Source organism: Curtobacterium sp. MCPF17_031, from assembly GCF_003234035.1.
Taxonomy (GTDB): Bacteria; Actinomycetota; Actinomycetes; order Actinomycetales; family Microbacteriaceae; genus Curtobacterium.
The window spans coordinates 169,264-181,945 of record NZ_QKSG01000004.1; the positions used below are offsets into that span (position 1 = coordinate 169,264).

A 12,682-nucleotide genomic window follows, 5' to 3' on the forward strand; every position below is an offset into this window, starting at 1 on the left:
ACGCCCGCACACTGCACTTCCCAGTCTACCGCAGGGAGGGCTCCGTCCGGGGGCCGTACGCCTCACAGAGCGACGAATCCCATACCGATGGATGATTTCGTCTGGTCAACCGTAGGTATCGCGAGGGCCGCGCCCCTGGACCGACCTGAGGCCGCGTTTCCACGTGGGGGCGTCCGGCCCCGAAACCCGGATCGACTCGACCCCCGCCGCCGGGTACCGCTGCGCGATGGTCGTCGTGACCGTCCCGCGCATCAGTCGGAGCTGCGTTGCCCAGGCCGTCGAGTCGCACCGGATGACCAGCGCGCCGTCCTCGATCGTCACCGGTGTGGAGTGCTTCGCGAGTTCGTCACCGACCACGCTCGGCCAGTCCACGAACAGTTCGGAACGCGCCAACGGCTCCGTCCAACCGAGCTCAGCGGTGAGGGCGCCCATCACGTCGCCGAGGCCCGCGGGCTCCCGTCCCTTGCCGTACGGCACGGAGTCCGGGTCCTGTCCGGCGGCTCGGCGGCGTCGGGCATCGAGGCCGCGCTTCGACGGGTCACCGAAGACGGCTTTGAAGTGCTGGTAGACGCGGGAGGGTTCGGCGGGCTTCCGGGGGGTGGGCATCAGGACGCCGCCGGGTCCGGTTCATGGGCGACATCGGGCCGGGAGGCACGGTCCACGTCCGCCTCGTCGGTCACGATGGCGCCAGCCTCGATCCGCACTGTGTGGGCGGTGAGCTGGCCGGGGACGTCGCCGTGCACAGCCGCGGTGATGAGCACCTGCTCGTAGTCGGCGACCGCTCCGGCCAACCGCTCACGCCGCGATTCGTCGAGTTCGGCGAACACGTCGTCGAGGATGATGATCGGGTCTCCGAGCGAGGACTCGGCGCGGAGGATGGTCGCCGAAGCGAGCTGCACGGCGAGTGCGAACGACCAGGACTCCCCATGACTGGCGTACCCGCGGGCCGGTAACCCGTTCAGCTCGAAGAGCACGTCGTCCCGGTGCGGACCGGTGAGGGTCAGCCCCCGGTCCAGCTCGTCCCGCCGCCGCCGCTCGAGGGCGGCTCGGAAGGCCTCGGCAGCGGAGGCGATGGTGACCGGCTCCTCCGGGGTCCCGAGCACCGGGTCGGTCGCAGCCGCGTCCTCCGGGTCGGCACCGCGGACACTGAGCACACCGGCTATCGACGCCTGGTGTCGCTCGCCGGCGACCGTCGCGTACGACTCCGTCACGAACGGGGCCAGCCGCCGCGTGAGGTGGTCGCGCGCCGCGATGATCTCGGCGCCGAACTCGACGAGTCGGTCGTCCCAGACGTCGAGCGTCGAGAGCGCGGTGGCCTTCGCCCCGGTCGCCCGCGCCGACTTCAGCAGGGTGTTCCGCTGGCGGAGCGTCCGGTCGTAGTCGGCGAGGACGCCCTGCATGCGCGGGGCGATCTGGACGAGGAGCTCGTCGATCATCCGACGGCGCCCGGACGGTTCGCCGCGGACGAGCGCCAGGTCCTCCGGCGCGAAGAGCACGCTCGTGCAGTACCGCGGCAGTTCACGTGGCTTGATCGCCGACCGGTTCACCTGCGCCCGGTTCGACCCGGTGCGGTTGATCTGCACCTCGGCGAGGATGCTCCGGTCCTCGTGCGCGAGCCGCGCCCGCACGATCGCGGAGTCACAGCCCTGCCGGACGAGCGCGGCGTCGGTCGGGACCCGGTGCGAGCCGAGGGTCGAGAGGTACCCGATCGACTCGACGAGGTTGGTCTTGCCCTGACCGTTGCGGCCGACGAACAGGTTCGGCCCGCGTGCGAAGTCGACGTCCGCCTCCCGGTAGTTCCGGAAGTCGGAGAGCTGGAGATGGTCGACGTGCACGCGGGCCGAGACGGGTCGAGGGGGTTACCCCGACCGACTACGCCTTCTTGACGGCGTGGCCGCCGAACTGGTTGCGCAGGGCCGCGACGGCCTTCATCGTCGGGGACGCACTGCCCTGACGCGAGACGAAGCGGGCGAACATGGCCGCGGAGAGCGCCGGCATCGGCACCGCGAGCTCGATGCCCTCTTCCAGGGTCCAACGACCCTCGCCGGAGTCGTCGACGTAGCCCTCGATGGCGTCGAGCTTCGGGTCCTCGTTGATCGCGAGGACCATGAGGTCGAGCAGCCAGGAGCGCACGACGGTGCCGCGCTGCCAACCGGCGAAGACGGCGGGGACGTCGGTGATGATGTCCTTCGCCTCGAGGAGCTCGTAGCCCTCGCCGTACGCCTGCATGATCGCGTACTCGATGCCGTTGTGGACCATCTTCGCGTAGTGCCCCGCGCCGATGCCGCCGGCGTGCGAGAAGCCCTCTTCGCGCGGGCCCTCCGGGCGCAGCGCATCGAAGACGGGCATGGCACGCTCGACGTCGGCGACGTCACCGCCGGCCATCATGCCGTACCCGTTGTCCTTGCCCCAGATGCCGCCCGAGACGCCGACGTCCATGTAGCGGATGCCCTTGGCGTCGAGCTGCTTCGCGTGCACCTCGTCGTCGAGCCACTTCGAGTTGCCGCCGTCGATGACCAGGTCACCCGGCTCGAGGACCTCGGCGAGGTCGGTGATGACGTCGTCGGTGATCTTCCCGTGGGGGACCATCACCCAGACCAGGCGCGGCCCGGTGAGTGCCGCTGCCAATGCGCCGAGGTCGGCGACGTCCGACACGGCGGGGTTCGCGTCGTACCCGACGACGTCGATCCCTGCGTTGCGCAGACGCGCACGCATGTTGTTGCCCATCTTCCCGAGGCCGACAAGACCGATCTGCATGATTTCCTCTTCTTCGTCGATGTCGCGCTGATGCAGGTGGTGGCGCGTCAGCGCAGGATCCCCGTTGCGACTAACGCAGCAGGAGGTTGGGCTGGAGCAGGTACCGGTATCCGTCCGTGGCCGGTTCCTCTCGCGAGGACTGACCGGTGATCAACACCGGTCCCGGCTTGTTCGGGTTCTCCGTCTTGGTGAAGGAGATCCGGACGAACTCGGAGTGCACTGCATTCAACCCGTCGAGGAGGAAGGCCGGTTTCAGGGAGACAACCGTTTCCTCACCGGTCAGCAACGCATCGATCGACTCTGACGCCTGCGCTTGTTCGGAACCGATCGCCTCGAGCGTGAGCCCGTCGACCGTGAAGGAGAACCGGAGCGCGGCTTCGCGCTCCAGGACGAGGGAGACCCGTCGGACGGCTTCGACCAGTTCCGCGGTGTTGATCACCGCGTGGTCCTGGACCGTCTCGGGGAACAGCCGGCGGACCGGCGGGTAGTTGCCCTTGATGAGCAGGGAGGTCACCGTCTTGTCGTCGGCGTGGAACGCGATGAGTTCGCGGTCGGAGCCACCGCTGATCGAGACCGACACCGTCGTGGCCGAACCGAAGGTGCGACCGACCTCCTGCAGCGTCCGGGCCGGGACGAGGGCGTGGAGGGTCGTGGCTGGGTCGCCGTCGTTGCCGGCGCGGCCCGAGTCCCACTGGATGGTGCGGACCGCGACGCGGTAGCGATCCGTCGCGATGAGCGAGACGTCGTGTTCGCCGACCTCGAGCTGGACACCGGTGATGACCGGGGTGACGTCGTCACGGCTGGCGGCGACGGCCACCTGCGAGACGGCTTCGGAGAAGGAGTCGCCGGGGATGACACCGGTCTGCGGACCGATCTCGGGGAGCGTCGGGTACTCCTCGACGGGCATCGACAGCAGCGTGAAGTGCGCCGAGCCGCAGGTGACCGTGATCCGGGAGTCCTCGGTCGAGAAGCTGACCGGGGCGTTCGGCAGTCGGCTCGCGATGTCGTTCAGCAGTCGGCCGGAGACGAGCACCGTGCCCGGGTCGTCGATCTGCGCGGCGATCGACGTCTGCGCCGAGACCTCGTAGTCGAACGACGACAGCGTCAGACGATCACCGTCGGCGTGGATCAGCACACCGGACAGGATCGGGAGGGTCGTGCGCTGTGGGAGGAGTTTCACCGCGAAGGAGACGGCTTCGGAGAAGACGTCCCGGTTGACCTCGAACTTCACGGCGTGGACCCCTGTCGATCGGTTGACTGCCCGGCCGCCCCATTGTGGCACAGCGTCGGCAGACCGCCGATCCGTGTCATTCGCCGTCCCCAGAGGTTGGCCCAGGGAGATGGAGAGAGAAGAGAGGAGTAATGGTCTTAACGCCTGTGCACACTGTGGACAACTCTGGGGATGCCGCTCCCCGACTGGGAACTACAACCGTGTGACTTGTTGGTGGCGTGTGAGCGACCTCTGGATGAGCAAAAGTCATCTATCCACTTCTCTCCCCAGTTTCCACAGGTGCCCCTCTGGCTGTGTACAAGCGGGCGGCGTGTCCTCCACAGTTATCCACAGGCTTTCCACACTGTGGGGAATCCGCCGCATGGAACCGTCTCAGATGGTGGACGCACGCAGAAGGAGGCCGATCCCGGGTCTGGGACGGGCCTCCTGGACGGGGGGTGGCGCGGTGGTGCGCGTTACCGGTACCGGCGGTCCTGCTTGATCCGACTGGTCAGTTCGGTGACCTGGTTGTAGATCGAGCGGCGCTCCTTCATGAGCTCGGCGATCTTCTTGTTGGCGTACATGACGGTCGTGTGGTCACGGTTGCCGAACAGCTGGCCGATCTTCGGCAGCGACAGGCTCGTGAGCTCACGGCACAGGTACATCGCGATCTGGCGTGCCGTGGCGATCGCCTGCGACCGGGACGAGCCGTAGAGGTCGTCGACCGAGAGCTTGAAGTAGTCCGCGGTGTGGTTGATGATGTCCGTCGGCGCGATGACGTTGTCCTCGTCCAGGGTGATCAGGTCCTTCAGGACCGTCTGCACCAGCGCCATGTCGACGGCCGTCCGGTTGAGGCTCGCGAACGCGGTCACCCGGATCAGGGTGCCCTCGAGCTCACGGATGTTGCTCGACACCTTCGAGGCGATGAACTCCATGATGTCGTCCGGCACCTGCAGGTGGTCCGACTGCGCCTTCTTGCGGAGGATCGCGATGCGCGTCTCGAGGTCGGGCGCCTGCACGTCCGTGATCAGGCCCCACTCGAAGCGGCTGCGCATCCGGTCCTCGAACCCGGTCAGGTGCTTCGGCGCGACGTCCGACGTGATGACGACCTGCTTGTTGTGGTCGTGCAGCGTGTTGAAGGTGTGGAAGAAGGCCTCCTGCGTGGAGTCCTTGCCCTGCAGGAACTGGATGTCGTCGATCAACAGGATGTCGATGTCGCGGTAGCGCTGCTGGAACTGGTTCGAGCGGTTGTTGGCGATCGAGTTGATGAAGTCGTTCGTGAACTCCTCGCTCGACACGTAGCGGACGCGGATGCCCGGGTAGAGGCTCTCGGCGTAGTGCCCGATCGCGTGCAGCAGGTGGGTCTTGCCGAGACCCGAGTCGCCGTAGATGAACAGCGGGTTGTAGGCCTTCGCCGGCGCCTCGGCCACCGCGACCGCCGCGGCGTGGGCGAACCGGTTCGAGGCACCGATGACGAAGTTGTCGAAGTTGTACTTCGGGTTGAGCCGAGACTCCGGGCGGCCGCCGGTCCCGGGTGAGTCCACCGGGCTCGGGATGAACGGCGCCTCGATGTACTGGCGCGGTGCAGCGGTCTGCGGGACGTGTTCCTGCACCGGCTCGGCGTAGGAGGGCACCGCGACGGCGTCGACCCGCGGCTCGGAGGCCATGTCCGGGTTGACGGTGATCGCGAAGTTCGCGACCGAGTCGTCACCGATCCGCGAGACCGCCTCGGTGATGGGCACCCGGATGCGCTGCTCGAGCATGCCGCGGGTCAGGTCGTTCGGGACCTCGAGGTAGAGGGTCCCGGCGAGGACGCCCTTCGGTTCGACGAGGTTGAGGAACCCGTGCAGCTGCGGCGTGATCCGGTCGTCGTCGGAGAGGATCCCGAGGACCGACGACCAGAGGTCCTCGACGGGGTCGGCCGGCATCGTCATGGCGTGCTCGTCTCCTGGTCTCACTGCTCGGGTGCGTCGCTCTGCGGGCGTGGTCGGTCCGGGTCCGTCCCGTCCGGATCCGGTCCGTCCGGCACAAGGCCGGGCGTCGACCGGCGAGCGAGCCACGCCGGGCCGGCCCGCGCCTCCTGGACTGCCGGAGGCGATCGGCGCGGTCTTCTGGCGCCGTTTCCCCGTCGAGCTTCCCACAGGGTTGTCCACAGTCTGCTCCACGGCCGCACGGACCGAGGTCGAGGGGGTACTCCCCCGGACTACCGGGCTTCCGGCGGTGCGGTGACACAACTGTAAAGGACCGGGGCGCGTCGTACCCAACGGAAGTTGTCCCCAGTGTGGAGAATCCGGAGGACGCCATGCTGCGGGTGGCCACGGGCCCACGGGTATTTGACCTCGCAGCCCTCGTCACGTACCGTTGTCCAGTTGACTGCGGCCGTTCGGTCGCGCCTTCCGCGTCAACCAACGCATACGTGACGGCTCGCCGCGAGCAGCCGTGTGGAGATCATCATGAGCAAGCGCACCTTCCAGCCGAACAACCGCCGCCGCGCCAAGAAGCACGGCTTCCGCGCCCGCATGCGCACCCGTGCGGGCCGCGCCATCCTCGCCGCACGTCGCGGCAAGGGGCGCACCGAGCTCTCCGCCTGATCCGCGGGGGTCCTCGTCGTGTTGGCCCGAGCCAACCGCATCGTCCGAGGCGACGACTACCGGATGGTCGTGCGCCGTGGCCGCAGGAGCGCCACGGCGCACGCCGTCGTGTCGGTGGTCCGTCGCCTCGATGACGATCGAGGTCCCACCAGGTTCGGGTTCATCGTGGCGAAGACCGTCGGGAACGCCGTGACCCGCAACCTCGTGCGACGCCGTCTGAAGGCGATCGCGCACGGGGTCCTCCCGAGCGCACCGCTCGGGTACGACGTGGTGGTGCGTGCACTGCCAGCCGCCGCGCAGGCCCCATGGCCTACCCTGCTCGAAGACATCACGCGCTCCTTCGCGCGCGGTGTGGAGAAGGCAGCATGAACCGGTTCCTCTGGGTCCTCGCGTTGCTCCCACGCAACGCGTGCGTCGTGGTGCTCCGGGCCTACCGAGCGGTGATCTCACCGCTCTACGGCAACGTCTGTCGGTACCACCCCTCGTGCTCGCGGTACGCGCTCGAGGCGATCCAGCAGTACGGCGTGGTCCGCGGATCGGCGATGGGCGTTTGGCGCATCGCCCGGTGCAACCCGTGGGCAGCCGGCGGGATCGACGACGTCAGGGAACGTCGCCGCCCCTTCACCGTCAGTCGGTTCGGGTTCGTCCTCGCGCCGATCCCGCAGCAACAGCAGACCTCGGCCGGCACGGTCCGTCCGGTGCTGCTCCCCCAGCGCACTCGAAAGGCGTGACCGTCCCCATGGACCTCATCGGTATGATCCTCTGGCCACTCAAATGGGTGGTGTCCGCGATCCTGGTCGGTTTCCACTGGGTCTTCGAGAACCTCGGGATGGACCCCTCCGCGGGCATCACGTGGGTGCTGTCGATCATCTTCCTGACCTTCGTGGTGCGCGGCGCGCTGATCCCCATCTTCGTTCGACAGATCAAGTCGCAGCGACGGATGCTGGAGGTCGCCCCGCAGCTGAAGAAGATCCAGGACAAGTACAAGGGCAAGAAGGACCAGTTCTCGCGTGAGGCCATGTCCCGCGAGACGATGGCGCTGTACAAGGAGACCGGGACGAACCCGCTGAGCTCCTGCCTGCCGCTCCTGATCCAGATGCCGATCTTCTTCTCGCTGTACTCCGTGCTGCACGAAGCCCAGATCAACAAGACGGGCATCGGCCTGCTCTCGAGCGACCTCGCGAAGTCGTTCGGCAACGCCTCGCTCTTCGGCGCACCCCTGCACGAGACGTTCACGAACGCCTCGGGTTGGGAAGTCCGGGTGATCGCGGGCTTCATGATCGTCGTGATGACGGCCTCGCAGTTCATCACGCAGCTGCAGCTCGTCGCCAAGAACATGTCGCCGGAGACCAAGGAGTCTCCGATGTACCGCCAGCAGAAGATGATGCTGTACGTGCTCCCGCTGGTCTTCGTGATCTCGGGTCTGTCGTTCCCCCTCGGTGTCATGTTCTACTGGCTGGCCTCGAACATCTGGACGATGGCGCAGCAGTACTTCGTCATCCGCAGCATGCCGACGCCCGGTTCCGAGGCCGCGCTCGCTCGTGAGGCCCGTCTCGCGAAGAAGGCCCAGCGCAGTGGTTCCTCCGCGGCCGCCGGTGTCCTCACCGAAGCCGGTGCCGGGGCGTCCCTGGCCGAGGTCGAAGCCCGCGTGAACAACCAGCGCCAGCAGCCGGTCGGCAAGTCGCGCGCCAAGAAGAACGGGAAGACCAAGTGAGCGAGCAGGACACTGCTGCGGTCGTCGACACCACGGATGACGACCAGCACCTCGACCCCACCGACGCGACGGTCGACGCGGACCTCGACGACGTGGACGGCGATGAGGTGGAGAGCGACGACGAGCCCCGCGACGAAGCGGACATCGCTGCCGACTACATCGAAGAGCTGCTCGACATCTGCGACCTCGACGGCGACATCGAGATCGAGGAGCGTGGCGGTCGCGTCTACCTGTCCGTCACGGACGACGGGGCGGCCTTGCGTGTCCTCGCCAAGCCGGACACGGTCACGGCACTGCAGGAGCTCACCCGGATCGCCGTGCAGGCCGAGACGGGCGAGTTCAGCCGCCTGATCCTGGACATCGGTGGATCGCGGGACGCCCGTGCCACGGAGCTGCAGCGTCTGGTGGACACCGCTGTCGAGCGCATCGAGGCCGGTTCGACCACCGCGGCGCTCCCCCCGATGTCGTCCTACGAGCGCAAGCTGGTCCACGACCTGGTCGCCGAGAAGGGCTTCCACTCGGAGTCCGAGGGCGAGGGCCGGGACCGCCACACGGTCATCACGCGATGACGGATGTCGACGTCACGGCCGGTTCGGAGCCTCCTGTCCTGGAGGTCGAGCCGGCCGTTGCCGCGAGCCTCTTCGGGGAACAGATCGACGGCGCACGGTCGTTCGCGAACGAGCTCGCCCGCCGTGGTGAAGAGCTGGGCTTGATCGGTCCCCTCGAACTCCCCCGACTCTGGACTCGACACATCCTCAACTCTGCCCTGGTGGCCCCGCTCCTCCATGAGGGTGCATCCGTCGGCGACGTCGGATCGGGCGCCGGTCTGCCCGGGCTCGTGCTGGCCATCGCTCGTCCGGACGTGTCGATGACGCTCATCGAGCCGATGGAGCGGCGGACGGACTGGCTCCGTGGTGAAGCGGACCGCCTGGGACTCGAGAACGTCACGGTGGTCCGGGCGCGCGCCGAAGACGTTGCCGATGAACTCGTGCTCGACCAGGTCACTGCGCGCGCTGTGAGTGCGCTCTCGAAGCTCATCCCGTTGACGGTCCCGCTCGTCCGGTCCGGCGGGCAACTCATCCTCATGAAGGGCGTGCGCGTCGATGACGAGGTCACGGCCGCTCGCAAGGTGATCTTGCGCAGCCGACTTGAAGACGTCGAGGTCCTGGAGCTCGGGGTGGGTGTGGTCGACGAGACCACGCGTGTCTTCCGGGCTACAGTTGACTGACGCCACCGGTCCGGTCTGACTGGGCTCAGCTGCTGCACGGGTCCGCCGCTGCGCGGGCTGATGCGTCGAGGGGCGACCGCACCGCAACGCGCCCCGATGTTCCACGTGAAACACAGACCGGGGAAGAGGCACTCGTTGAGTTCGTCCACTGACTACGACGCGTCGACGCCCCTCGCGCGCGAGATCGCTGATCTCAACCGGCGCCGACGTGCCATCGCGACCCAGCAGTTCCCGCTGCCGGAGAAGACGCGAGTCTTCACCGTGTCGAACCAAAAGGGTGGCGTCGGCAAGACGACCACCACCGTGAACCTCGCGGCGGCGTTGGCGCACGGCGGAGCCCGCGTCCTCGTGATCGACCTCGACCCGCAGGGCAATGCGTCGACTGCGCTCGGGATCGACCACCAGGCGGAGGTTGCGAGCATCTACGACGTCATCGTGGACGAGGCTCCGATGGCGGACACGGTCCAGCGCTCCCCCGAATCGGAGACGCTGTGGTGCGTGCCGGCAACGATCCACCTGGCGGGTGCCGAGATCGAACTCGTCTCGCTCGTCGCCCGCGAGCAGCGGTTGCGGACCGCGCTCGACGAGTACCTGGCGTCGGTCGACGAGCCGTTCCATTACGTCTTCATCGACTGCCCGCCGTCGCTCGGCCTGCTGACGATCAACGCCTTCGTCGCGGCCAAAGAAGTGCTCATCCCGATCCAGTGCGAGTACTACGCGCTCGAGGGTCTGAGCCAGCTGCTGCGGAACATCGAACTGATCGAACGCCACCTGAACCCGCACCTCGCCGTGTCGACCATCCTGCTGACCATGTACGACGGTCGGACCAACCTGGCGAACCAGGTCGCCAACGAGGTGCGGACCCACTTCGGTGACCAGGTGTTGCAGGCCATGATCCCCCGCTCAGTCCGCGTCAGCGAGGCGCCGAGCTACGGGCAGAGCGTGGTCTCGTACGACGTCAACTCCACCGGCTCGCTCTCCTACCTGGAGGCCGCAGCCGAGATCGCAGAACGAGGAGCAAAGGCCTGATGGCACCCAAGCGGACCGGACTCGGGCGCGGCATCGGCGCGCTCATCCCCACGACGAACGAGCAGCAGGAGCGGCCCGTCGACGTGTTCTTCCCGTCCGGCGGTACTTCGGCGGCGGACACGACCAACGGTGGTTCCGGCGCGGGTACCGCGGAGGAGCTCCTCGCTGTCCCAGGGGCTCGCCTGGCAAACCTCAACCCGCTCGACATCGTGCCGAACGCCCAGCAGCCGCGGAAGGAGTTCCGCGAGGAAGAGCTCCAGGAGCTCGTGCACTCCATCCGCGAGATCGGGTTGCTGCAGCCGATCGTCGTGCGACCCATCCCGGGTGCTACCGGAACCGCGCCGCAGTACGAGCTCATCATGGGTGAGCGCCGTCTCCGCGCAACGAAGGAGCTCGGCCTCGCGACGATCCCGGCCATCGTCAAGGAGACCCCTGACGACGCCATGCTCCGGGACGCACTGCTCGAGAACCTCCACCGGGCACAGTTGAACCCGCTCGAGGAGGCATCGGCCTACCAGCAGCTCTTGGCGGACTTCGGCATCACGCAGGAGCAGCTCGGGCAGCGGATCGGTCGCTCCCGTCCGCAGATCACGAACACGATCCGTCTGCTCCGCCTGCCCTCTCCCGTGCAGCGCCGTGTGGCCGCGGGTGTTCTGTCAGCCGGGCACGCCCGAGCCATCCTGGCGGCGCCCGACGCCGAGGCGATGGAGTACCTGGCCGAGAAGATCGTCAACGAGGATCTGTCGGTACGCGCTGCCGAGGCGATCGCTCAGCAGCTCTCCACGAAGACACCTCCGAAGACTTCTGCACAGCCGTCGAAGCGGCAGGTGCACTTCAACGACATGGCGGAGCGTCTCGGTGACCGGCTCAACACGCGCGTGAAGATCGCCGTGGGCGCCCGCAAGGGCTCGGTGACGATCGACTTCGCGAACCCGGACGATCTGGCTCGGATCCTCAAGGAGCTCGGAGTACAGGACCTGGCCGGTTGAGGGCACAGCCACTGCGGTGAGCGGCTGTGTGCCCGTCTGCGGCGTCGGGAGTGCTTGCGTGCGGTTGGGCACGCTCTGGGCCACGAACGGTGCTCTGCGGGCCCTGTGTCGCGTTGAGGACGCGACCACGTGCTCCGCGTCGCGCCGGTCGTAGGGTGTGGCGCATTGCTGCACGCGGAGCGTCGTAAAGGCGGTCGAGCGGGAGCCCTCGGCTATCCGTCGTTGAGCACTGCCCCCTGCAGGGTGGGCGGCTACCTGGAGGTGACCCCTCGCCGGAGCGGGATCGCACAGCACGGCGCCGACGCTGCCCTTGCGTGCCCCAGATGATGTTCCACGTGGAACATCTCCGCCCAGGACCAGGCCGACTGAACCGCCGCGGCCCGCTCGCCACGAGCGCCACCTCGTGCTCGATCACCGGACGACGCCGTTATGGGCGCCTCATGACCGGGGCGGCCCATCGGTCAGGACTGAAGCGTCGTACTTGGACCAACCCACGCTGGAGTGGGTGCGACGGCGAATGTTCCACGTGGAACGCCTTACGGGCATAGACCCTGGCTCGCCAGCCCGACGCCCCGCGATCCGGCCGCTCGTACGACGGCGTGCCCCGAGTGCTTGAGAGTCTGCAGGCTGAGCAGTGGCGTCCTGCCCGCGCCGGTGGTTCCGGACTACAGGTGCGGCTGTCCCGGCTTGCAGCCACGGTTGTGGAACCGTGGAGCGAATCGAACTGCTTCCGACTGACGTTGACGCCGCTCTTGATCGGGCCCCAGTGCTCGGGTGTGAGGCTCGAGCCGCGGGGCCGCTCTGCGGGGTCGTCGTCGGGATGGTGTAGGTGCGAAGTCGCGTCGACGGCGCCACCGGTGAGACGCCCTCGTCACGCGCTCCCTTGCGCCGCCCTGACGAGCCCGGCAGTGTCAGCGGACATTCCTCCGGACATGGAGGTCGTCACGATCCTGTACGAGCGGCTCGAGCGAAGTGAATCTCTTGCCGCGGGGTGTCGCCCTGTCCGTGCCATCAGCGATGGCGGAGAGCAGCGCCCGAGTACCCGGGGGCGCTGATGCTAGCTGCTGGAACTCCGATCGATGTTCCACGTGGAACATCGGAGCGTCGTCGTCGCCACTTCCCCAGCGCCGGAATGAAACCCCAAGAGGCGACGGTCCGACTCAG

The 12,682-nt window shown here is 67.7% G+C and carries 13 protein-coding genes; 8 read left to right on the forward strand and 5 right to left on the reverse strand.

The genetic code is table 11. The annotated features are described in order from the left end of the window. Window positions 1-105 precede the first annotated feature (105 nt). The 5 genes from DEJ31_RS08180 to dnaA form a co-directional block, all read right to left on the reverse strand. Window positions 106-606 carry a DUF721 domain-containing protein gene (locus tag DEJ31_RS08180; RefSeq protein WP_110902906.1) on the reverse strand — a complete coding sequence of 167 codons (501 nt, stop codon included), beginning with the start codon at window positions 604-606 and terminating at the stop codon, window positions 106-108. Beyond that, window positions 606-1,835, reverse strand: a complete 1,230-nt coding sequence (recF, locus tag DEJ31_RS08185; RefSeq protein ID WP_110902905.1) for a DNA replication/repair protein RecF — start codon at window positions 1,833-1,835, stop codon at window positions 606-608. Before recF ends, DEJ31_RS08180 begins: the two co-directional genes overlap by 1 nt. Before the next feature lie 37 nt (window positions 1,836-1,872). Further along, window positions 1,873-2,757: a phosphogluconate dehydrogenase (NAD(+)-dependent, decarboxylating) gene (gnd, locus tag DEJ31_RS08190; RefSeq protein WP_110902904.1), complete on the reverse strand. Its 885-nt coding sequence runs from the start codon at window positions 2,755-2,757 to the stop codon at window positions 1,873-1,875. 70 nt (window positions 2,758-2,827) lie between these two features. Then, complete coding sequence (gene dnaN / locus DEJ31_RS08195; RefSeq protein WP_110902903.1) at window positions 2,828-3,988, reverse strand: DNA polymerase III subunit beta; 1,161 nt, start codon at window positions 3,986-3,988, stop codon at window positions 2,828-2,830. A gap of 455 nt (window positions 3,989-4,443) precedes the next feature. Further along, window positions 4,444-5,901, reverse strand: coding sequence for a chromosomal replication initiator protein DnaA (gene dnaA, locus DEJ31_RS08200; protein ID WP_110902902.1), 1,458 nt, complete (start codon window positions 5,899-5,901; stop codon window positions 4,444-4,446). A gap of 519 nt (window positions 5,902-6,420) precedes the next feature. Here dnaA and rpmH point away from each other — a divergent pair. From rpmH to DEJ31_RS08240, 8 genes are all read left to right on the forward strand, one after another. Beyond that, window positions 6,421-6,558, forward strand: a complete 138-nt coding sequence (gene rpmH, locus DEJ31_RS08205) for a 50S ribosomal protein L34 (RefSeq protein WP_043595303.1) — start codon at window positions 6,421-6,423, stop codon at window positions 6,556-6,558. Between the two features lie 18 nt (window positions 6,559-6,576). Further along, window positions 6,577-6,927 carry a ribonuclease P protein component gene (rnpA, locus tag DEJ31_RS08210; RefSeq protein ID WP_110902901.1) on the forward strand — a complete coding sequence of 117 codons (351 nt, stop codon included), beginning with the start codon at window positions 6,577-6,579 and terminating at the stop codon, window positions 6,925-6,927. Then, a complete protein-coding gene (yidD, locus tag DEJ31_RS08215) occupies window positions 6,924-7,289 on the forward strand; it encodes a membrane protein insertion efficiency factor YidD (RefSeq protein ID WP_111121612.1) in 366 nt (121 codons plus the stop codon). Before rnpA ends, yidD begins: the two co-directional genes overlap by 4 nt. Window positions 7,290-7,297: 8 nt before the next feature. Further along, window positions 7,298-8,272 (forward strand): membrane protein insertase YidC, encoded by a 975-nt coding sequence (gene yidC, locus DEJ31_RS08220; RefSeq protein WP_111121613.1) that lies wholly within the window; start codon window positions 7,298-7,300, stop codon window positions 8,270-8,272. 92 nt (window positions 8,273-8,364) lie between these two features. Further along, window positions 8,365-8,841 (forward strand): R3H domain-containing nucleic acid-binding protein, encoded by a 477-nt coding sequence (locus DEJ31_RS08225; protein ID WP_111121673.1) that lies wholly within the window; start codon window positions 8,365-8,367, stop codon window positions 8,839-8,841. After that, entirely contained in the window at window positions 8,838-9,500 is a 663-nt protein-coding gene (rsmG, locus tag DEJ31_RS08230) for a 16S rRNA (guanine(527)-N(7))-methyltransferase RsmG (protein WP_111043628.1), read from the forward strand. The genes DEJ31_RS08225 and rsmG overlap by 4 nt, the downstream gene beginning before the upstream one ends. 96 nt (window positions 9,501-9,596) lie before the next feature. Next, window positions 9,597-10,529: a ParA family protein gene (locus tag DEJ31_RS08235; protein ID WP_111043627.1), complete on the forward strand. Its 933-nt coding sequence runs from the start codon at window positions 9,597-9,599 to the stop codon at window positions 10,527-10,529. Then, on the forward strand, window positions 10,529-11,518 hold the full coding sequence (locus tag DEJ31_RS08240) for a ParB/RepB/Spo0J family partition protein (RefSeq protein ID WP_111043626.1): 990 nt from the start codon (window positions 10,529-10,531) through the stop codon (window positions 11,516-11,518). Before DEJ31_RS08235 ends, DEJ31_RS08240 begins: the two co-directional genes overlap by 1 nt. Window positions 11,519-12,682: the final 1,164 nt, after the last annotated feature.

What these genes read in the sequence shown, in the direction of transcription:
- DEJ31_RS08180 (WP_110902906.1), bottom strand. Translation starts at nt 606, where the DNA reads ATGCCCACCCCCCGGAAGCCCGCCGAACCCTCCCGCGTCTACCAGCAC.
- gnd (WP_110902904.1), bottom strand. Translation starts at nt 2,757, where the DNA reads ATGCAGATCGGTCTTGTCGGCCTCGGGAAGATGGGCAACAACATGCGT.
- dnaA (WP_110902902.1), bottom strand. Translation starts at nt 5,901, where the DNA reads ATGACGATGCCGGCCGACCCCGTCGAGGACCTCTGGTCGTCGGTCCTC.
- rpmH (WP_043595303.1), top strand. Translation starts at nt 6,421, where the DNA reads ATGAGCAAGCGCACCTTCCAGCCGAACAACCGCCGCCGCGCCAAGAAG.
- yidD (WP_111121612.1), top strand. Translation starts at nt 6,924, where the DNA reads ATGAACCGGTTCCTCTGGGTCCTCGCGTTGCTCCCACGCAACGCGTGC.
- yidC (WP_111121613.1), top strand. Translation starts at nt 7,298, where the DNA reads ATGGACCTCATCGGTATGATCCTCTGGCCACTCAAATGGGTGGTGTCC.
- rsmG (WP_111043628.1), top strand. Translation starts at nt 8,838, where the DNA reads ATGACGGATGTCGACGTCACGGCCGGTTCGGAGCCTCCTGTCCTGGAG.
- DEJ31_RS08235 (WP_111043627.1), top strand. Translation starts at nt 9,597, where the DNA reads ATGTTCCACGTGAAACACAGACCGGGGAAGAGGCACTCGTTGAGTTCG.
- DEJ31_RS08240 (WP_111043626.1), top strand. Translation starts at nt 10,529, where the DNA reads ATGGCACCCAAGCGGACCGGACTCGGGCGCGGCATCGGCGCGCTCATC.